22 protein-coding genes and 1 riboswitch are annotated in these 20503 nt (G+C 49.4%); of the genes, 17 read left to right on the top strand and 5 right to left on the bottom strand.

Annotated features, from left to right (window positions below):
• The first annotated feature begins 8 nt into the window (after positions 1-8).
• The 3 genes from ACLB09_RS07260 to ACLB09_RS07250 all read left to right on the top strand — a co-directional run bounded on the left by ACLB09_RS07260 (position 9) and on the right by ACLB09_RS07250 (position 2541).
• Entirely contained in the window at positions 9-509 is a 501-nt protein-coding gene (locus tag ACLB09_RS07260; RefSeq protein WP_410769137.1) for a PTS sugar transporter subunit IIA, read from the top strand.
• A gap of 28 nt (positions 510-537) precedes the next feature.
• On the top strand, positions 538-1998 hold the full coding sequence (locus ACLB09_RS07255) for a PTS transporter subunit EIIC (protein WP_410769136.1): 1461 nt from the start codon (positions 538-540) through the stop codon (positions 1996-1998).
• A gap of 174 nt (positions 1999-2172) precedes the next feature.
• A complete protein-coding gene (locus ACLB09_RS07250; RefSeq protein WP_410769135.1) occupies positions 2173-2541 on the top strand; it encodes a cupredoxin domain-containing protein in 369 nt (122 codons plus the stop codon).
• A gap of 327 nt (positions 2542-2868) precedes the next feature.
• On the opposite strand, the gene ACLB09_RS07245 is transcribed toward ACLB09_RS07250, so the two are convergent.
• The 4 genes from ACLB09_RS07245 to ACLB09_RS07230 all read right to left on the bottom strand — a co-directional run bounded on the left by ACLB09_RS07245 (position 2869) and on the right by ACLB09_RS07230 (position 6105).
• Positions 2869-3168: a metal-sulfur cluster assembly factor gene (locus tag ACLB09_RS07245; protein WP_410769134.1), complete on the bottom strand. Its 300-nt coding sequence runs from the start codon at positions 3166-3168 to the stop codon at positions 2869-2871.
• Positions 3169-3185: 17 nt separating this feature from the next.
• Complete coding sequence (locus tag ACLB09_RS07240) at positions 3186-4427, bottom strand: hypothetical protein (RefSeq protein WP_410769133.1); 1242 nt, start codon at positions 4425-4427, stop codon at positions 3186-3188.
• Positions 4428-4447: 20 nt separating this feature from the next.
• Positions 4448-5008 (bottom strand): DUF2249 domain-containing protein, encoded by a 561-nt coding sequence (locus tag ACLB09_RS07235; protein WP_410769132.1) that lies wholly within the window; start codon positions 5006-5008, stop codon positions 4448-4450.
• A 113-nt stretch (positions 5009-5121) separates the two neighbouring features.
• The gene (locus tag ACLB09_RS07230) at positions 5122-6105 is read right to left on the bottom strand and encodes a multicopper oxidase domain-containing protein (RefSeq protein ID WP_410769131.1); all 984 of its coding nucleotides are present in this window, start codon (positions 6103-6105) and stop codon (positions 5122-5124) included.
• A gap of 310 nt (positions 6106-6415) precedes the next feature.
• Here ACLB09_RS07230 and ACLB09_RS07225 point away from each other — a divergent pair, with 310 nt between their 5' ends.
• The 4 genes from ACLB09_RS07225 (at position 6416) to ACLB09_RS07210 (ending at position 10524) form a co-directional block, all read left to right on the top strand.
• Entirely contained in the window at positions 6416-6778 is a 363-nt protein-coding gene (locus tag ACLB09_RS07225) for a helix-turn-helix transcriptional regulator (RefSeq protein WP_410769130.1), read from the top strand.
• Positions 6779-6851: 73 nt separating this feature from the next.
• Positions 6852-7046, top strand: a riboswitch (cobalamin riboswitch).
• Positions 7047-7214: 168 nt separating this feature from the next.
• Positions 7215-9512 carry a 5-methyltetrahydropteroyltriglutamate--homocysteine S-methyltransferase gene (gene metE, locus ACLB09_RS07220; protein ID WP_410769129.1) on the top strand — a complete coding sequence of 766 codons (2298 nt, stop codon included), beginning with the start codon at positions 7215-7217 and terminating at the stop codon, positions 9510-9512.
• A 114-nt stretch (positions 9513-9626) separates the two neighbouring features.
• Positions 9627-10253, top strand: a complete 627-nt coding sequence (locus tag ACLB09_RS07215; protein WP_410769128.1) for an FMN-dependent NADH-azoreductase — start codon at positions 9627-9629, stop codon at positions 10251-10253.
• Positions 10254-10428: 175 nt separating this feature from the next.
• Entirely contained in the window at positions 10429-10524 is a 96-nt protein-coding gene (locus ACLB09_RS07210; protein WP_410769127.1) for a YjcZ family sporulation protein, read from the top strand.
• Positions 10525-10584: 60 nt separating this feature from the next.
• Here the strand turns inward: ACLB09_RS07210 and ACLB09_RS07205 are convergent, their stop codons facing one another.
• On the bottom strand, positions 10585-10911 hold the full coding sequence (locus ACLB09_RS07205) for a hypothetical protein (protein ID WP_410769126.1): 327 nt from the start codon (positions 10909-10911) through the stop codon (positions 10585-10587).
• A 315-nt stretch (positions 10912-11226) separates the two neighbouring features.
• Here ACLB09_RS07205 and ACLB09_RS07200 point away from each other — a divergent pair, with 315 nt between their 5' ends.
• The 10 genes from ACLB09_RS07200 to ACLB09_RS07155 all read left to right on the top strand — a co-directional run bounded on the left by ACLB09_RS07200 (position 11227) and on the right by ACLB09_RS07155 (position 20502).
• Complete coding sequence (locus ACLB09_RS07200; RefSeq protein WP_410769125.1) at positions 11227-11727, top strand: metal-dependent hydrolase; 501 nt, start codon at positions 11227-11229, stop codon at positions 11725-11727.
• Between the two features lie 92 nt (positions 11728-11819).
• Entirely contained in the window at positions 11820-13505 is a 1686-nt protein-coding gene (locus ACLB09_RS07195) for a M20/M25/M40 family metallo-hydrolase (RefSeq protein WP_410769124.1), read from the top strand.
• Positions 13506-13600: 95 nt separating this feature from the next.
• A complete protein-coding gene (locus tag ACLB09_RS07190; protein ID WP_410769123.1) occupies positions 13601-13816 on the top strand; it encodes a hypothetical protein in 216 nt (71 codons plus the stop codon).
• Positions 13817-13845: 29 nt separating this feature from the next.
• Entirely contained in the window at positions 13846-14565 is a 720-nt protein-coding gene (locus tag ACLB09_RS07185) for a hypothetical protein (protein ID WP_410770049.1), read from the top strand.
• Positions 14562-15755, top strand: a complete 1194-nt coding sequence (locus ACLB09_RS07180) for a glutathionylspermidine synthase family protein (protein WP_410769122.1) — start codon at positions 14562-14564, stop codon at positions 15753-15755. The genes ACLB09_RS07185 and ACLB09_RS07180 overlap by 4 nt, the downstream gene beginning before the upstream one ends.
• The gene (locus ACLB09_RS07175) at positions 15756-16379 is read left to right on the top strand and encodes a signal peptide protein (protein ID WP_410769121.1); all 624 of its coding nucleotides are present in this window, start codon (positions 15756-15758) and stop codon (positions 16377-16379) included.
• Positions 16376-16768 carry a DUF350 domain-containing protein gene (locus ACLB09_RS07170; protein WP_410769120.1) on the top strand — a complete coding sequence of 131 codons (393 nt, stop codon included), beginning with the start codon at positions 16376-16378 and terminating at the stop codon, positions 16766-16768. Before ACLB09_RS07175 ends, ACLB09_RS07170 begins: the two co-directional genes overlap by 4 nt.
• A gap of 27 nt (positions 16769-16795) precedes the next feature.
• On the top strand, positions 16796-17812 hold the full coding sequence (locus ACLB09_RS07165) for a potassium channel family protein (RefSeq protein ID WP_410769119.1): 1017 nt from the start codon (positions 16796-16798) through the stop codon (positions 17810-17812).
• Between the two features lie 105 nt (positions 17813-17917).
• A complete protein-coding gene (locus tag ACLB09_RS07160; RefSeq protein ID WP_410769118.1) occupies positions 17918-18634 on the top strand; it encodes an MgtC/SapB family protein in 717 nt (238 codons plus the stop codon).
• 104 nt (positions 18635-18738) lie between these two features.
• Positions 18739-20502, top strand: a complete 1764-nt coding sequence (locus tag ACLB09_RS07155; protein ID WP_410769117.1) for an ABC transporter ATP-binding protein — start codon at positions 18739-18741, stop codon at positions 20500-20502.
• Position 20503: the final 1 nt, after the last annotated feature.

The raw sequence follows: 20503 nt of genomic DNA, 5'->3' as shown, positions 1-20503 counted from the left end.
CCAACAAAATGTTCTCAAAATGGAGAAAGAAATCTGCTGAAAATCAAGTTGTAGAGGTGGTAGCACCAGTGACGGGCCGGGCCGTTCCTTTGACGGAAGTTCCGGATGAAGCTTTTGCCGGGGGGCATATGGGGCAGGGAATCGCTATTGAGCCTACGGAAGGAAAATTGATCGCGCCTTTTGACGGGACCGTGGTCCATGTCATTAAGTCCAGTCATGCGGTAATGGTGGAGAACGCGTCAGGGATGCAATTTTTGTTCCATATCGGAATTAACACCGTGTCGCTCAAGGGGGAAGGTTTTACCTCCAACGTAACAACCGGTGACGAGGTAAAAGCGGGCCAAACCCTGATCGAGTTCGATATCGCCAAGATTAAAGAAGCGGGATATCCGGTTATCACCCCGATCATTGTAACAAACGCTGACGAAGTGGCTAGCGATCTGGAAAAAATCACCGGGCCTGTGACGGCAGGCAGAGACGTCATTTTAAAAGCGGTTTTGAAGTCATAACATCACATTTTGAAAGGATGATTGTTACATGCTGGCTTTTCTCCAGAAAATAGGGAAGTCGCTTATGCTGCCGGTGGCTACACTTCCTGCGGCGGGGATCTTGCAAGGTTTCGCTTTGATTAACTATGAAAAAGATTTACATCTAGGAGGTTTCGGAGCATTTTTAAATCAGTATTTTGCTCCGTTTTTAAATGCGGGAGCCGGAGCCATTCTGGGTAACTTGGCCATCCTGTTTGCGGTCGGTGTCGCTATCGGGCTCGCTGGAGATGCGGTTGCCGCATTGTCTGCGGTAGTAGCGCACTTGGTATTGGGCAAGGTGCTTGCACAAGTTCCGCTTTCCTTTACCTTCCTTGGTCAGGATACCAAGCTGGATATGGGCGTTATCGGTGGTATTATTTGCGGTATGGTAGCGGCATATATGTATAACAGGTTCCATAATATCAAGATGCCGGATTGGCTCGGGTTCTTCGGCGGAAAACGCTTCGTTCCTATGGCAACGGCATTTGCAACGCTTATTCTGGGCATTATCTTCGGTTTGATCTGGGGCCCGGTTCAATCCGCGCTCGACAGCTTCGGTGAATGGCTCGTTGATCTTGGCGGGCTGGGAAGCTTCTTGTTCGGTATCGGCAACCGGTTGTTGGTACCGTTCGGCTTGCACCACGTTCTCAACAACTTCCCTTGGTTCCAGATCGGCAGCTTTACTAATGCTGCAGGCGAAGTCGTTCATGGCGACGTTGCCCGTTTCCTTGCAGGGGACAAAACAGCAGGTATGTTTATGGCCGGCTTCTTCCCGATCATGATGTTCGCTCTTCCTGGTGCGGCTTTGGCTATTATTCACTCTGCAAAACCTGCTAAACGCAAATTGGTTAGCTCGATCTTTATTGGTTCTGCTATCGCTTCGATTCTTACAGGGATCACAGAGCCGTTGGAATTCTCCTTTATGTTTGTTGCACCATTGCTTTATGGCGTGCACGCCATCCTCACCGGTGTTGCCGGATGGATCATGTATGCGCTTGACGTTAAGCTCGGGTTCAGTTTCTCCGCAGGTTTAATCGACTACTTGCTAAACTGGAAACTGGAAACCAACCAGCTCTTGCTGATTCCGGTCGGGCTTGTGTTCGCCGTCGTTTACTACTTCCTGTTCAGATTCCTGATCAAGGTTCTGAACTTGAAAACGCCTGGACGGGAAGACGACACCGAAGACGCATTCGATGATGCGACTGTAGATAATAAATCCGCCGTAATCGGCGGTAACGACAGCCGCGCCGCCAAAATCCTGACTCAAATCGGGGGATCTTCGAATATCGAATCCGTAGATGCCTGCATCACTCGCCTTCGTCTGGTTGTAAAAGACGACAAGGCCGTCAATGACGCAGCTTTGAAACAACTTGGCGCATCCGGCGTCATGAGACTTGGCAAAGGTGCCGTACAGGTCGTATTCGGTCCGCAATCCGAAGCGATCAAGGACGAAATCAAGAAATTGTTATAACGCTAACCCCCTAACTTCTCATAGCCAGGATGGATCCTTTTGGATCCGTCCTGCTTCATTTTATAGCGGGTAGGTAAGATTGCGGCTAATGACAAGGACTTTGTGACGCTAATCACGATCCCCTCCATGGGTTTCTCCTAAACTGTAGGAAAGAGCAGTAAGGGGGAATAACTCATGATCCGAAGATATCTTGTTGTATGTTTTATAATCGTTGCAGCACTTACCGTTTCGGCCTGCGGAAAGATTGAGGATCAATCGACCGGCGGCAATTTGAGCGGACCTGTCAAACAATTTACCGTCCACGCCCGGAGTACCGGATATGATATACAGGAAATCAAAGTAAAGCGGGGAGATACCGTCAAGATTACGCTCAAGAACGATCAGGGCATGCATTCCCTGAAAATTAAGGGCTATAACAAAGAGGTAAGAGGCGGGAAGAGCATTACTTTCGTGGCGGACAAAGCAGGAGAGTTTTTGTATTCTTGCAATATTTCTTGCGGGAAAAACCATAAACAAATGACCGGAAAGCTGATCGTTAAGTAAAATAGAAAGTTGAGGGCTGATTAACTGGAGAACCTCCAGTTAATCTTCGGCCGAGTGGCTTAATCCGCGAATTAAATGGAAAACCTCCAGTTAATATGCCGCAATGACGTCTTTAAGGAGATATGTGGCAAAATAGATGGAGGTTTTCCCGTTATTTATGCAATAATGCTACAAATCAGCAAATTAGCTGCAGGAAATCCAGTTAAATGCCTTCTGACACCGTCGCCCAATGCATATCAAAACGAGCCCTAGAAAGATAATCTAGAGGCTCGTTTATTTTTATGTTTATTATAGTTGATTCGAGATTTCGGTCCAGTGCGGTTCGGATTAAAAATAGCCGAGCTGTCTTTTGGCTTCTTCGGACATCATGTACGGAGACCAATGGGGTTCCCAGACGAGATCCACTTCAACTTCGTTGACTTCCATCTGTTCCTCCAGGATGCGCTTGACGCCGCCTACGATCGTATCATGCATCGGGCATCCCGGGGTTGTGAGCGTCATCTGAACATAAATGCGTTCTCCCTGATCACGGATGTCGAAGACAAGGCCCAGATCAACAATGTTGACGCCGAGTTCGGGATCATAAACTTCCTTCAGCCATTCGCGGATTTGCTCTGTTCTATCCATGTTATCCATACCTCCATTTATCGGGAAAATACGAGTGCAATAAGTGAAATATAAGCAAGGGAAACCAGTGAAAATGCAACGCCGGATATGGCGATGACGATCTGGGAATCAAACGCGATTCCTGCCAAGACGGCCAGAATGGCGACGGCGATCAGCGTCAGGCCAAGGCTCGCTTTCTTTTCGTTCAATAAATCGGCCATCACGGGTGTGCCGGGCTTGCCGACCTGTTTGCCATATTTGTGGGTCCACCACAAAAAAGGAACGATTTTGGACGAATAGCACAGAATCATGAAAGAAACCCAGCCGCTCAGATAAACCCAGCCTACCATCAAGAGAGTCTTCGTATTCAGCAACTGATCCGGTGACCCTGCGAGCTTCAGCAGGAGAGCGACGGCAAAGACCGCAAAGACTTGATTCCCGTAAAGCGACCAGCTAATCCCGGTTCCGGGATTGCGTTTATGACGCTTTTTGCGGATTTGCAGCAAGTGAATATTGTACGTAACCAAGGCAATCACAATGATCAAGAGGGAGATCCACAACACTCTGTGGTTTAGACCAAACAGGAAAGAGATGGTCCCCAGCAGCACGCCGGCATTCCATAATGCCAGAGTGACGTATTGCAACCGGGTCTTATAGTCATGGGACAGGAAGAACATCGGGAACAGTTTATAACTGAAACCGGTGATTAGCAGGCCAAACCAGCCGAGCGTCCCGAGCCAGATATGCGCGCCGAACAGATTCTCGTGGAATTCGCCGAACCAGCCAGTGGCGAAATCCAGGCCCATGGCCATGCCGAACAATCCCGTCAGTAAAAGGTAGAGCACGGCGCAACCCGTACTGATCGTAATTGAATTCCATTTGGCTGCCCGGATTAAAGTCACGGCCATGTTCCAGGCAAAGACGATAATTCCGGCGAAGGCCAGGGTGGCAAAACCGGCGATCCAGGATATTTCCCCTTGAATAAAGCCGAACAGAAGGCCGAAGAGGCCGATGGTAAAAAGGAAATAATGGATGTAACCAAGCCGTTCGCTGTAAATATTCGATTGCAAAATGACGTTGATCAACTGATAAACGGCTCCCATGGCGAACATGGTTGCCCAGCCGAGCACGAACAGATGGACGTGAAACCAGCCGGTCGGGCCGCGAATCCCTTCCCCGATCCAACCGGTCAGCGACATCACCGACGTCACGTGAAACAGCACGAAGCCGAAAATTCCAGTGATGATAAACAGGAAGGGGAGACGTGACATGGATGACATGGCTTAACCCTCCTTATACTTTAAGCTTTGGTGATCGTTACTTTTGCCGATCCGTCCGGTTGTTCTTCAACGGTGAACGGGCAACCCATACTGTTCAGTTCCTCAATAAGAAATACAGGGACCCTGTCATTGTGGATCAGGACCCGATCTCCCGGGCGGCTGCGATCAAGAGCGGCAAGCGTGCGCATCATCGGCTGCGGCGGCTCCAGGCCGCGGTTATCCAGTTCGATCACCTTCGTTTGATGATCAGCTTCGGCGGAAAGGGCCTGATCCGAAGAAGTTGATGCCGGCTTGGCATCTTCCTTCCCGGTGGTTGGCTGCTCGTCAAGCCAATGCTTGTTCTTTTTGTTTACGAACGTCGTAATCCAGTGTTCCTTATCCTCCTGCTGAGATTTACCCGCATAACCCCGCATTTTCAAAAAACCAAGCAACGGTGTAGGCTTAAACGTGGCATGCAGGACGAAAATATCGTCTGCTTCCAGTGTTTTAACGGTATCCATGATTAGCTGGAACGGTTCCAGCTTTTTGCGCAGCTGGTCTCTGACGTCCAGTTCCACGATTTTTGCTTCGTCTCGATTCATTTGAATCACCTCTATCTCATTATAAAATGGCTGTATTGACGGATTGTGATTTCTGTCACAGGCTTTGTTGCAGGTTTCAAAATCCCTTCGTCTCGATTCATTTTGCGGTTTTACTAATGGGTCATCGTGGGCTCATGCGTGTCTTTGCCGTCTTTCGTAACCCGCAATATGGCCGTTGCTCCTTTTGAGGCATGCTTTAGCTGATGCGTAAGAATTGGGTAATCGCCTTCCTCCGTCACCGTAAATTCAACGACAGCCGATCCTCCTGCCGGAAGCATAACGGTCTGTAACCCATACATGATGTTTTTCGGATTGCCGTCAATGTAGACCCTGTCCATCGTCGTTCCTACAACATGGAAAGATGATACTTCGTTTGGCCCCACATTACTGACATATAGCCGGATGTTGTCTCCTACTTTGGCGAGAAGCGGGTGGTTTTTCAGCGTAAAGTCATCCCCGTTAAAAACGACATACTCCGGTTCTTCATTCATAAAAGCGTCCTCATCATGCTCCCGATACCACTCGCTTTGCACGATCGTAAATTCCCGGTCGATCTCGGCATCCGTCGGATAGCCGGTTTTCGGTTCCACGATGATCGTTCCGTACATGCCGTTTGCCACATGCAGCAGGACAGGGCTTGTGCCGCAATGATACATAAAAATACCGGGGGTATCGGCGGGATAAGTAAAGGTTCCTTGTTCGTCCGGCATAACGTCTACGAACTTTTTGCTTGGCGCGGCGTGAACCGCATGGAAATCCATCGAATGCGGCATGTCGGGATCCATATTTTTCAGCGTAAAGCTCAGCGTATCCCCCTCCTTAACCCGGAGCACTGGACCGGGAACCGTTCCGTTAAAGGTCCAGGCGTTATAAAAAACGCCTTCCGAAATTTCCACATCCGTTACCTGGGCGGTCATTTCTATATGAACGGTGTCGCCATCGCGATGGATAACCGGTTCTACCGGGTGCTGATTGACTTTTTGAACCTCCTGTTCCGGTTCGGATTCGCTGACTTGAGCCGGGGGAGGAGCAAGCCAGACCACCGAAATTACGATGAGGCAGGATAGGATGAAAAAGGCCGATTTCGCAATTTTCATAGGGGCGAACCTCCTTGAAGAAAATACAATTTCAATAACTTAAGATTAAGATGAATTCGGACCCCCCCTTGTGACGGAAAGCACATTTTCGGACGTGTCGGAAATTCGTAACATCTCTTATTGCTATTATTTCAATATATGAAAAATTCACAATAGAAATTCAAATCCCCGTTCCAGTTACTCCGAATATAATCCATCATATCTCCTTTTCTAGAAACCTATCATCCATGTATAAAAAGACAATTAATCCAACTGTTGTGAATATTTCATATATTGGGTATATTTAAAGGAACGGGGGTGAGGTGAGCGAATGGCATTCATGATTGCCCAAAGGGCGTATATCAAATTGTATCTGATTACTAAAGTGGAGCATCGCAGAGGATACGGATATCAAATACTGGAAGAGTTGAAGGAAGAATTCAAACCGTTCGGCTATGTGCCACCGCAAAGCGAGATTTATCGCGCTCTCCATGAGTTGGTGCAGGAAGGTGTTTTGTACCGGACCAAGCAGTTGAAAGGAAACGATCCGAGTGTGGATTTTCAGGAAATCGTCTTATACCACTTTACTGATGACGGTGCGGAGAAAGCAGCACTATACAAGAAACAAATTAAAACGGACCTCGACCGCTGCATCGGCATGCTTCATAAGGCGGTAGCGGATAATTTCGTTTGAATTAATCCGAATCCGATAAGATTACTGTTGAATTATGTCACAACAATCGGTAGTATTTAGTGCATATTCATAACTGAATATTGTGGGAATAGGTGTTCCAGCCGCGGCTGGAGCTTAAAAGGGAAGTCCGGTGCAATGCCGGCGCGGTCCCGCCACTGTAACAGAGAAGTCGTGATGCGTATCATGCCACTGGTGTCCAGGACACCGGGAAGGCTGTATCCGGCGATGATTCTGGAGCCAGGAGACCTGCCTGTTCTAGCAACACTGCTGTACCTACGGGAGATAGGGAGGTGTTAAAGATCGAGCCATCGCATCTGTATACGAAGGTCTTCTTTAGCATTGACTAGAGAAGGCCTTTTTTGTGCAGCTTTATTCATTCGTTATTTGTGTCAATCAATCAACCAACCGGTAAGGAAAAGAAGGGGAGGAATGAGATTTGAACAAGATATTGAGCGGCAATTCGGGCTATCCTAGGATCGGTAGAGAGCGGGAATGGAAAAAGGCGATCGAGGCTTTTTGGAGCGGAAAGATCGGTGAGGAGGACCTGCACGACCGGCTTGGCGAAATCCGCCGCAATCACTGGAAATTGCAGAAGGAAAAAGGGATCGACTTGATACCGGTCGGAGACTTCACCTACTACGATCAAGTCTTGGATACGGCCGTGATGTTCGGGCTTGTTCCGGAACGATTTGAATACCATGGCGGGCCGGTGCCGCTCGCTACATACTTTGCTATTGCCAGAGGCAACAAAACCGCTGCAGCCAGCGAAATGACGAAATGGTTCAACACGAACTATCATTATATCGTACCCGAACTTGAGGGAAGAGAGCCGGAACTGACGGTGAATATTCCGCTGTCTTACTACCGGGAAGCCAAGTCGGAGTTGGGGATCGAAGGCAAGCCGGTACTGTTGGGGTTGTATACTTTCCTTAAACTGTCCAAAGGCGCTTCAAACCGTCTTCAGGAGTGGGGCCATAAACTGCTGCCATTATATGTGCAGGTTTTGCGCGAATTACAGGACGAAGGTGCAGCCTGGGTGCAGGTGGATGAACCGGCACTGGTCACCTCGGTATCGGAAGAGGACTTAAAGCTGGTTCAAGAGATATATGAAACCATCTCTCGTGAAGTCCCGGGGTTATCAATCTTGCTGCAAACTTATTTCGATGCCGTAGAAAAGTATGAGCAAATCGTTGCTTTGCCGGTGAAAGGAATCGGTCTTGATTTTGTGCATGGAAAAGAGGGGAATTTACAGGCGCTTCGTCAATTTGGATTTCCTGCAGACAAAACGTTGGCGGCTGGTGTGGTCGACGGGCGCAACATTTGGCGTACCGACCTTCCGGAGACCCGGCAATTGTTGAATGAAATCGGGACATTAACTTCATCCTCTGCGGATCTTATCATCCAGCCGTCTTGCAGCTTGCTTCATGTGCCGGTATCCGCCAAAGCAGAAACGGGATTGCCTCCTGTATTGCATGAAGCGCTCGCTTTCGCGGAAGAAAAACTGGAGGAGATTTCGGCTTTATGCCAGGCGGCAAAGACAGGATCGACTCCGGCCTTGTTTGCTGCAAACAGCGATGCTTTGAAGCTTTTGTCCACGGATGCTTCGCGTAGCCGTAAACAGGTTCAGGATGCGGTTCTTACGATCTCCCAGCAGCCATCGGAACGCAGCAGCGAGTTTGTCCGGCGCCGTTTGAAGCAGCAAGCCAAATGGAATTTGCCGCTACTGCCGACGACGACCATAGGGAGCTTCCCTCAAACCGCTGAGGTTCGTGCAGCCAGACAGAAATGGCGCAAAGGAGAGTGGTCGGCAGAGCGGTATGACGAGTTTATCCGGACGGAAATTGAGAAGTGGATCACGATTCAGGAAGAGATCGGCCTGGATGTCCTGGTCCATGGAGAATTCGAACGGACCGATATGGTGGAGTTTTTCGGCGAAAAGCTCCCTGGATTTGCCTTTACGAGGGGGGGCTGGGTTCAATCGTACGGCACGCGCTGCGTGAAGCCGCCGCTTATTTACGGCGACGTGGAATTCGACCAGCCTATGACCGTTAAGGAGACGGCGTATGCCCAGTCGTTAAGTTCCAAACCTGTCAAGGGGATGCTTACGGGTCCGGTTACGATTTTGAACTGGTCTTTCGTCCGCAGCGACGTATCCCGGGAGACCGTGGCTTATCAAATCGCCTTGGCGCTTCGCCATGAAGTGGAGGCGCTTGAAAAGGCAGGCATTACCATGATCCAGGTGGACGAGCCGGCGCTACGGGAAGGGTTTCCGCTGAAGCCGAAAGATCGGGATCGTTATCTGGATTGGGCCGTAAAAGCTTTCAAAATATCGACATCCACCGTTCTAGAAACGACGCAAATTCATACCCACATGTGCTATTGCGAGTTCCATGATATGCTGGGCTCGATCCAGGCGCTGGATGCGGACGTGATATCCATCGAGACGTCACGCAGCCACGGCGAGCTCATTCAGAGCTTTGAGGATCACACCTATCCGCTTGGCATTGGGCTGGGAGTCTATGATATTCACAGTCCCCGTGTGCCTTCCGAGGAGGAAATGGTGTCCATGATCCGGCGGGCGCTTCAAGTGCTGGATCCGGAACTGTTCTGGATCAACCCGGATTGCGGGCTAAAGACCAGAGGCCAGGAGGAAACCGTTGCGGCATTGAAAAATATGGTGGGTGCCGCAGAGCGCAGCCGCCAGGCGCTTGCCTCCTCGAACTCCGTGGTTTAGTTTATGAGTTAGCAAAATTCTGCATTTGACAGGTGGATGACCCTTACTGTACTATAAATTATAAAGTACAAGAAAAATAGTTAGTGTTATAGATAACGGGAGGGAAATCACACCATGTCACACGTATTATTTGTTAAAGCCAACAACCGTCCGGTAGACCAATCGGCTACCGTCAAGCTGTATGAAAGCTTCTTGAAAACATACAGAGAAACTCATCCGGAAGACATGATCACCGAGTTGAACCTGTTCGAAGCGGATCTTCCGTATTATGATAACGATATGCTGAATGGCTTGTTCAAACTGGGTAAAGGTATTCCGGTAACACCGGAAGAACAAAAAGCCGCCGATTTGGCAAATACGTACCTGGATCAGTTCCTTGGCGCCGATAAAGTCGTATTCGCATTCCCGCTCTGGAACTTCACGATTCCGGCTCAATTGCTGACTTATATGTTCTATTTGAACCAAGCAGGCAAAACATTCAAATATACGGCTGAAGGACCGGTTGGTCTGGTTGGGGACAAAAAAGTCGCCTTGCTGCAAGCTCGCGGCGGCGTTTATTCCGAAGCTCCGATGGCGGACGTAGAAATGTCTATGAAATACATGGCTACTTCGCTGGCATTCTGGGGAATTACCAATCCCGAAACCGTGGTTGTTGAAGGGCATAACCAATTCCCGGACCGCGCTGAAGCCATCGTACAGGACGGCGTGAAACGCGCTGCGGACCTGGCTGCCAAGTTCTAATTAGATTTCGCAGGCAATTAGAGTCAATGGGCTATTCTGACAAGGTGAGAGGTCATCACCTGCAGAATAGCCCATTTTTTTTATTTAATGTCATTTAGGTTATAGTCCATACAGGGATAGGTTCAGTTACATAGTATGGTTGTGTAAACTGATTACATTCAAGGAGGGGAAATAAATGGGCGATTGCAAAGGAGCTTTTGGTGGATTCACTTCTACTGCAACGATCTTGGTTCTTTACATTCTGTTGGTCATTGTTCTCAGAACGTTCTAATGATGTGATCCGATCACATTAACTGAAATCAACAACGCAAGGAAGACTCAATAATGCAAGTTACGTGGATAACAAGGTAATAACGAGCAATTCGTAAAGCACGAGAGTCAGAATAAGCTCATCATCGTTGTAGTAAGGATTACCAAAAAACGCCCGTTGCGTTCCGTGATGGGGGTTGCGTACTGCCAAATACAGCAAGCCCTTATTGCAATTAATTATTCTACCCACGAACGTTTGGCCGTCTAATGTTTCAATTTTCACGACCTTGTTTTTATGCAGACTACAAATATGATGTACATGATTTCTTGCGTCCTTTAAGTTTTGGACTAGGTGTTTGTCCGCCTGATAAAGCACGTTCTGTTGATAACTTCCATGCTGAAGACTCATAATCAGCGATTCCTCCTTTATATAAGTAATTCATACTATGCTTTATAGCATTTCAACGTTCGTTATTTTAAGAAAGAATAAGTTAAGACAGTGGCAGCAGACCCGAAGCACGAGTCTGTACTGCCACTGTTTTTTGAGGATGGAAATACATTGATTTTCAAACATCAATTAGCATATAATACAAACAAACGTTCGTGTTCATTGGGTGAATCTATGAATATATTGAGAGATTGGTTTGATTAATATCGGGAAGCCAGAAGACTTTTGTTTGCTATAATGACCTGAGACATCATGAAGAAACTTGGAGGATTACATATGCTTCAGAAAACTCACAGCCTGGCCGGTTTGTTGACGGCCGAATGCGTACTGTCTTATTTCCATCAGCCCCTATTGACTTGGGAGGGAGGAGTAGCCCTCTTGATCGGGTGCGTGGCTGGCCCTCTTGCCGATATCGACAAGAAAGGGTCGACTATGGCAAAGATTCTATTACCGATATCGTGGGGTTTGCACTTGCTGAAGGTCAAACACAGGACCTTGACGCACTCGCTCATCTTTATTCTGGCGCTGGCCAGCCTGCTGTCGGCTTTACCGGAATTATTTTACTGGACCGCAATACTCGCCTATGCCTCGCATACCTTAATCGATATGTTTAATGATCAGGGCGTAGCCTTGTTCTGGCCGTGGAAAGTCAAAATCCGGCTTCTTCCGAAATTTCTGGCTATTGACACGGGATCGTTTTCCGAAGGAATCTTTCGGTTAATTTTGACGGTTGCAGTGATCGTGTATCCGGTAATGAATGAATTGCATCATATGTAGAAAGTCCTTGGCATCTACCGCGTTGTTGTCTATGATGAGAAAAGAATATTTTTCCATCTGGATTCCGTTATCGATTACGAAGGAGGGATACCTTGAACAACTTACCTGCGTCAGTGATCAAGACGCGGCAAGCGACAGCGGGCGGACCGGTGAAATGGATACGCAGGACATTAATAATTCTGTGCATTGCCGGGGCCATACTTACCGGTTTACTGCAAATATCTGCGCCAAAGCCGGCCGATTCGAATGTTTCGCCTGAAGAGTTTTCTTCGTCCCGTGCGATGAAGTACCTGGAGAACATTGCCCGGGAACCCCACCCATTAGGATCTGCAGCTCATGATCGCGTAAGGGATTACTTACTGTCGGAATTGAAGCTCCTCGGCTTGTTGCCGGAAGTACATGAAAGTAAAGTCATGTTGTACAATGGACAAAACGTGTTTGTAGAGAATATCGTGACGCGAATCCCCGGGAGTGACAACAGCAAGCCGGTTATGATCGCGGCGCATTATGATTCGGTGCCGGATGGGCCGGGAGCGGCCGATGACGGTGCGGCAATCGCAGCCATGCTTGAAACGGTACATGCTTTGCAGGCTTCGGGAACCATGAAGAACGATCTGATCTTGCTGATGACGGACGGCGAGGAATTGGGGCTTGCCGGAGCCAGGGCATTCATGAACAGCCACCCGTGGGCCAAGGAGCCCGGGCTGGTATTGAATTTTGAAGCTAGAGGAAATCGCGGACCTTCGTTTATGTTCGAAACGAGCGACTTGAATGGATGGCTGATTCAGGAATTTACGAAGGCAGCACCGTATCCTATAGGTTATTCTTTAATTTATAACGTCTATAAGCTAATGCCAAATGATACGGATTTGACGGAGTTTAAAGCGGGAGGACTGGCCGGGCTGAATTTTGCCTTCGGGATGGGAGTTAATGCTTATCATGACGAGATCGATACCCCGGAAAATCTGGACGAGTCCAGCCTTCAGCATCACGGCGAGTATATGCTCAGCCTAACCCGTCATTTTGGCAATTTGGATTTGACGCAGGTCAAGCAGGAAGATGAGATCTATTTCAACGTATTCGGCTGGAATATGGTCCATTATCCTCAGTCCTGGGCAGGTTGGCTATTGGGCGTTGCGATCTTGTTGTTCGTATTAACGATAGGGCACGGCTTGTATGCACGGCGAATAACCTTGAAAGGCATGGCCGCCGGCTTTGTGTTATTGGTTTTGCTTTTGGGAGCTGTGTACGGGATGTCTAAGCTAGCGTGGAATCTGGTGCAAAACTCTGTCAGTAGAGAGCAGTTACGCGTGATCGGGCTAGACCCGCAGATTAGCCTGTACTGGTTTATCGGATTTCTGGCGGTTACACTCGGCATCGTTTATCTGCTGGTTCGCTGGGGTTCACGCTACATCCGGGCGGAAAATATCTGGTCAGGCACGATGCTGCTCTGGCTCCTGCTAAGTGCCGGAACTTGCTTTTACCTGCCGGGAGGCAGTTATTTGTTTGTGTGGCCGCTGATCTTTAGTCTGGTCGGTTTGAATGTGTCGGTGTTTGTCCGGGAGGGAAGCACCGGTTGGTCTTCGGCTCTCTTCGCGATGCCAGGACTGATTCTCTTCTCACCGATCTGCTACCTTGTGTTTGTCCTCATGACGATCATGATGGCGGGAGAGTTGATGGTCATGGCGACGCTTGCTTTTTCGTTGGTATTCCCGGCTTGTTGCACGGTTGAACAACGACGCAAAGGGCGGTCGGCCATCAAAAAGCGATTTCCATAATGTTGGGTACGACGATTTCGGCCGGATATGAAACTATCGTGTTAAAACATCGTATCATTAAATAGTCGTTTATTTCGAAAGGATGGGGTGTCAGAGTGGAGAACAGCATGAACGTCAAGATGTTTGAGAAAACGCCGGACGGCAATATCAGTCAGATTGACGAGCGGAAGTGGAATCCGGCGATGATCACGGCGCTAGAGCACGCGAACTACATCGTCGTTGGCGGCCGCGAATTCGAAGCGGTGGAAGGCCGTTTGAATGTGGATGAGGGAATACTGGAGCTCCTGCTCGTTCCGGTACGGAATGAGTAAAGCTCCGAAAGGAGGAAATCGTTTTGACAATGGAAGAAAATAAGGTAAAAGAAGCGGGCGGTTCGAAACTTTTTACGCCGGATGGAAAGCCGCTGAAGGTATTGTCGACCTCGTTGGGCATAGCCCTTCTGGCCAACGCGTTTCTGATTCCGGGAGGAGCGGCTACGGCTTCGGGCAGTAATGCGGCCTCCGGAGATGAACCTAAACTAGTATCATGGTCTAATGATGAAGTGAAACAGTATTTTGATAAAAATGTCGATTGGAATCTCCCTTTGCCGATCACGGAAGAAGAAGGGCAGCAAACCGAAGGCACGGGGGAAACGGGAGCCGCATCGGGCGGGACGACCGTTGTTAACAACTACGGAGGCTACGGAACAGGCTTCGGTTGGGATGACATGCTGCTGTATCATCTGCTGTTCAACAGCGGATCCAATTATTCTTCAAGCAGCTGGCACAAAAATCATGGCGGTTACTATACGGGAACGAGTACCCCTTATAAGCCGCGCACCTATTCCAGCGGATCTTTCCAGAACAAGCAAGTTGCGGGTTCGGTGGTACCTCCGAAAACTTCGACTTCGACGAAGGGCTCGATCGTTAGACGTTCCACGTCATCCAGTCCGGGGGGCATCGGCGGGAAATCCAGCGGCTTAGGTTCAACGTCGTCCAGCAGTAAATCGAGCACGAAGAGTTCCGTTTCGGGTTCGTCCAGCTCTAAATCCAGTTCAAGCAAAGGATTTTTCGGCGGATGACCCATGTATTCGAAGTTGTTGGTGTACCGGATCCTGATCGGGCATCCCGAGTGCAACAGCTCTATGAGTTGGGCTTTACCTGGGCGGATCTGGAGGATGAAGCTTACTGGATCGACCAGATCGTATTAATGGAGTCATCCAAATATAAGGAGTTGGAGCATGCCTCCCGGATGCTATGGAGCATCCTGGACAAAACGGTCCGCTATATTCACCGAAAGCCGGATCTTTACGAGCTGCTCGGAATACCGCCGGTGTTGTGGACATTGCTGGATGAAACGCCTCTGGCGGAACAAGGGCTGATCAGCCGATATGCGAGATTTGATTTTGCGATATCGAACGACGGCAGCATCAAGCTTCTCGAATTGAACGCGGACACTCCGACCGGTTATGTAGAGTCTTCGATCGCTACGCCCTGGGTACTGGAACAGGCCGGTCTGGCATCGCCTAATGCGGTGATGAAGGATCTCGTCGCGGCGGCTTGGGCGGTGGAGCAGCCGGATACGGCAGCTTGCGTTGCTTACGGTCAGCATCTTGAAGATTCCGGAACGATCGATGCGCTTGTCCGCCATAGCGGCCGCGAAATGACCTGCGAGGATTGCCTGGAGCTATGGTTTGACGAAGGCTATTTAAAGAATAAGAACGGGGAAGTCATTGAACGGATGTTTGCCCTGTATCCAAAAGAATGGATGGCCGTAGACGATGCCGGTGAAGCGATGGCGTTCGCGATTGAGACCGGCCGGTTGACCTTGTTCAATCCGCCGCACAGCCTTTTGCTGCAATCGAAAGGCTTATTGGCGGCCGTGTGGGGCCTTCACGAACTTGGTTTGCTGTTCGATGAGCAGGAAAAGGAAGCCATTTCGGCCTACGTGCTGCCGACTTATAACAAGCCGGTTTTTTCGGGAAGCTTCGTGTCCAAGTCGATGTTTGGACGTGAGGGCGGTTCGGTGCGGCTATTTGACGCCGAAGGGCAACTGGAACTTGAAGATGAGGAAGGATTCGATAGCAGCGTGCTTTTCCCTTCGGTATATCAGAAGCGGGCTGAGCTTGCGAAGATTGATACGGCAGAAGGAGAACTGCATCTTTTGACCGGTATGTTTGTGATCAACGGGATTCCTTGCGGCCTGCTTGGCAGAGCGGGCGGTCCGATTACCGGCAATGCCAGTCATTTTATTGCGATGGGAGTGAAATAAATGCGAATGAAACGTATGTTTTGGCTAACCTTGACCGCGTTGTCCTTGCTGGTGCTGAGCGCTTGCGGCGGACAGAGCAGCGTGTTCCATACGGATTCCGGCACTGAAACCACCCTTAATTCCGTACGGGTGCCATGGGATTACCGGATTCAGGAGGCGACCGTCGGGGACTTGATCGGCAGCGATATGACGGTGTTGCCGGACAATGAGCTGCTGCCGAACGACGGCAATTACGGGACAGGGGACAAAATCTGGATTTTGCAGTTTATGGATGCCGAACTGACTACGGATGAAAATCAGAAGAACGAAGTCCGTTTATCAGCCTGGAATACAATCAAATCGTATGCCGATAAGGCGACGGCGGATAAAGACATGGCCGAGTTGAAAGTCTCCATCACGACGGATGTTGATTTGGTTGGGGTCTACAAGACCGAGTATAAAGAAAAAACGAGAAATTTCGCCGTGCTGGAACTCCCGACCGGTAACCGGATCAAACAGCCGATTGATGATGCACGGTACAAGGAATTGGAAAAAAAGAAAACCGCTTCCGTCGTACTTGAGGAAGTGCATGATTTTGCCGATTATGATTCGGCCTTTGCGAAATTTAGGGGGTGGGCGAAATGACGGTAATTATTAATATTCTAGTGAGCGTAGTTGTCATTATCGGGCTTCAATTGCTTGGCATGGTGATTTTCAGCTGGATGACTCCGTATAAAGATATGGAGGAACTAAAAAAAGGCAACAAAGCCGCCGCGCTGGCCATGGGCGGAAAATTTATCGGCACAGCGATCATTCTGGGGGTATCCGCTTATACGAATACGTCCATCTGGTTCATGATCTTGTGGTTTGCCGTCGGTTACGTATGCCTGATTGCGGTGTATTGGATTTTTGAACTGGTTACGCCAGGCTTCAAAATCTCGGATCATTTACAGCAGGGCAATGTGGCCGTAGGTATTTTGCTGTGCCTGGTGTTTATCGGCACCGCATTTGCCGTTAGCAGTCTCATTATTTAAAAAGCAGGCGGGGAAGGGGCAAAAGCCGTGCATTTTTTCCTCAGGATCACTACGAAACTAATGCGTCTGCGCAAAACGTCCATCACTTTGATTATCCTCGGTTTTATAGTCGTTAGTGCGACCGTCGCCTTTCTGCTGGAACCGGGAACGTTCGGAAATTGGTTTAACGCCCTGTACTGGGTCATGACGACGATGGCGACGGTGGGCTATGGCGATTATTTTGCCAAAAGCGATCCGGGCAAGGTGTTCACGATATTTCTATACGTTTTCGGGATCGGCCTGCTCAGCTTGGTCATCGGTAAAGTGATCGATTCACTGGGCAGCATTCAAAGGCAGAGAGGAGCGGGAACCTTGAATTTTCGGGGCGAGGATCATATCTTGATCATTAATTGGAGTAAAAAGGCGCAGGCGGCGGTAGATGAAATTTTGTGCTACTCGCCAAAAAGCCAGATTGTTATTATCGATGAAAGCAATTCGCACCCGCTCATTCACTTGCATCAGATTCATTTTGTAAGCGGGGATCCGGCGGCAGATGATGTGCTGACCAGGGCGAATCTGATGAAGAGCAAAGCGGCAATCATTTTTGCGGATTCACGGATCGAAGAAACGTCATTGATCGACGGTAAATCTCTGCTAATCGCTTCCAGCATCGAACGTCTGGCTCCTCATGTACGTACTACGGTGGAGATTACGCAAGAAAAGCATATCCAGAACTTCCGGCATGTTCAGGTCAACGAATTCGTCCTGTCGCATGATGCCATTTCCAGATTGGCGGTTCGGGCGGCACTGCAGGAGGGGAACCCGGATGTGATTCGGCAACTGCTCAGCCGCCAGCACGGAGACGACATCTATGAGGTTCCGGTTTCAAAATCCTGGAAAACCTATAAAGACGCCTTCCAGGACTTGCTGAACCAGGGAGCGACCTTGCTTGCGGACCGCAGCGATTTGGGTATCAACCGCAAGCTGGATGAAACCATACCTCCGGATGCACGGTTATACATCGTATCGGATGAAGCAACCTATCGGCGTATTGCCGGACTATAAGTCCTGTTTGAATTAAGCTAACCCCCGGGTAAATATTCGGGGGTTATTTGCGCGAAATGGCAGAATACACTTATACTCACTCTATAATGTTTAAGGAGAGAAATTATGGAACAGGTCGATCTTGAAATGATTTTTAAATTATGCATGGCATTATTATTCGGTCTGTTTATCGGGATTGACCGTCAGTTGAAGCAAAAACCGCTGGGTATCAAGACAAGCATGGTTATTTGTATTGCCAGCTGCCTGGTCACGATCGTTTCGATCGAAGCGTTTGAGAAATTCTCCGGACCGGAGCATCCGAATATGGATCCGATGCGCCTTGCCGCGCAAATCGTCAGCGGGATCGGTTTTCTCGGGGCCGGGGCGATACTCCGCAGAAGCAATGAAGGGATTTCCGGACTAACTTCCGCCGCAATGATCTGGGCCGCTTCAGGGATCGGGATCGCAATCGGCACCGGCTTTTATCTGGAAGCCGCGCTGGCGGTTATTTTGCTGATTCTGGCCGTCAATTTCGTACCGTACCTGATCAAATGGATCGGGCCTTACAAGCTGAATCAACGCGACGTGTCCATCAAGGTCGTGATGGGAAATCAGGGAGATGTAGCGGAGTTGATCCGGATTATCGAACGAAAGGACGAGAAGGGGCCCGGAGCGAAAAAAAACCAGCATCGGATCCGCCGGCTGAAAATCAAGGATCTCGAAGAAGGCAGACAGCGGGTGGATATGGTTATCGCCGCTTCGGAAAAAGAGTATACCACCGAGATTTATCACTTTGTGCGGCATATCGATTATGTGATCAGCGTCGAGGTGGAGAATTTATAATTATGCTCGGACTAGCGAAACCAGTTTAAACTCAGTTTATATAGCTGAGGTATTCTTTTCCTGAACTTAAACAGAAGTAAGAGCATTAGGAGAGGGGAAGAATAATGGAAGTTACAGAAAAACAAAAAAAGGGATCCTTCTTTCGCCTGATGCGCGAAACCAAGCCGTCGATGGGATTGTTGGTAACGGCGATTTTGCTCAGCGTGGTATCTACACTTGTCGGATTGGTGATCCCGATGTTTACGAAAAATCTGGTGGACGGGTTTTCGCTGGCCGCAATGGAAAGAAAGCAAATCATCTCGCTGGTCGCGGCATTTGCCGGTCAGACGCTTGCTTCCGGGATCGGGATTTTTTTACTGAATTATATCGGACAGAATATGGTGGCGGCTTTGCGGGATCGTTTGTGGAAGAAGCAATTGGTTCTCCCGGTTTCGTATTTCGACAACAACCGGACGGGGGAATCCGTCAGCCGGATGACGAACGATACGGGCGTAATTAAAACGCTGATTTCGGAACATGTGGCCGGCTTCTTCAGCGGCATCATCTCCATTGTGGGTTCCGTCATTGTGCTTCTATATTTAAACTGGAAAATGACGCTGATTATGTTCATTGTTATTCCTCTGGCCGCGCTGGTCCTGTATCCGTTAGGCAGAAAAATGTACAAGATTTCGCTGGGAATGCAGGACGAAACGGCTACCTTTACGGCCACGCTTAGCCAGGTGCTCTCGGAAATCCGGCTCGTCAAAGCCTCGAACGCGGAACGAAGAGAATATGCAACCGGAAGCAAGGGCATATCCAATTTGTTGAAATTCGGCATCCGGGAAGGACTCGTGATGGCTTGGATCAGTCCGCTCATTTCAGTCGTGATGATGATGCTGTTGGTCGTCGTCATCGGCTATGGCGGCATGCAGGTGTCCTCGGGCGCATTGACAGCCGGGGAACTGGTCGCGTTTATTTTGTATCTGATCCAGATCGTCATGCCGATGACGCAATTGACAACCTTCTTTACCCAATTGCAAAAAGCAAAGGGAGCGACCGAGCGGATTATGGAGACGCTGGATGCGGAAGAGGAATCTTTTGATGCCGGCAAAGAGGTCGATTATGGCAATCGTCCGGTTAAAATCGAAAATCTTTCTTTTGGCTACAAAGAGGATGAATCCGTTCTTAAAGATGTCAGCTTCCGCATGGATCCCGGAACCGTTACGGCGGTAGTCGGTCCTAGCGGGGGCGGGAAAACGACGCTGTTTTCTATGCTGGAGCGGTTCTATCTTCCGCAGCAGGGGCAGATACTGCTTGGGGATGAGCCGATCGATAGCTTCTCGTTACGGTCGTGGCGTTCTATCATCGGATATGTGTCCCAGGACAGTCCGATGATTGCGGGTACGATCCGGGAGAATCTGTGCTACGGGGTCGAACGTACCGTGAGCGATGACGAACTTCGGCAAGCGGCAGCTATGGCGTACGCCGACGGCTTTATCGACGAGCTGCCGAACGGATATGACACCGATGTGGGCGAGCGGGGCGTTAAGCTGTCCGGCGGTCAGCGGCAGCGGATCGCGATTGCCCGTGCCCTACTGCGGGATCCGAAAATCCTGATGCTTGATGAAGCGACATCCAGCCTGGACAGCCGCTCGGAGCAAGTCGTCCAGCAGGCGCTGAATAACCTGATGGCGGGCCGGACGACGATAGTGATAGCGCATAGGTTGTCGACTGTGGTTGGAGCCGATCAAATCATTTTCGTGGAGAAAGGGGCCGTGACCGGTCGAGGAACGCATGAAGAATTACTGCATGACCATGCGATGTACCGGGAGTTTGCGGCCCAACAGTTGCAAATTGCCGAAGGGCTTTTAGAAGAAGCAGGGGAATGAG

The sequence above is a fragment of the Fontibacillus forbon genome (assembly GCF_046559655.1).
Taxonomy (GTDB): domain Bacteria; phylum Bacillota; class Bacilli; order Paenibacillales; family Paenibacillaceae; genus Fontibacillus.
The sequence above is the reverse complement of the archived record's forward strand: the minus strand, read 5'-3'. Positions and strand labels throughout refer to the sequence as shown.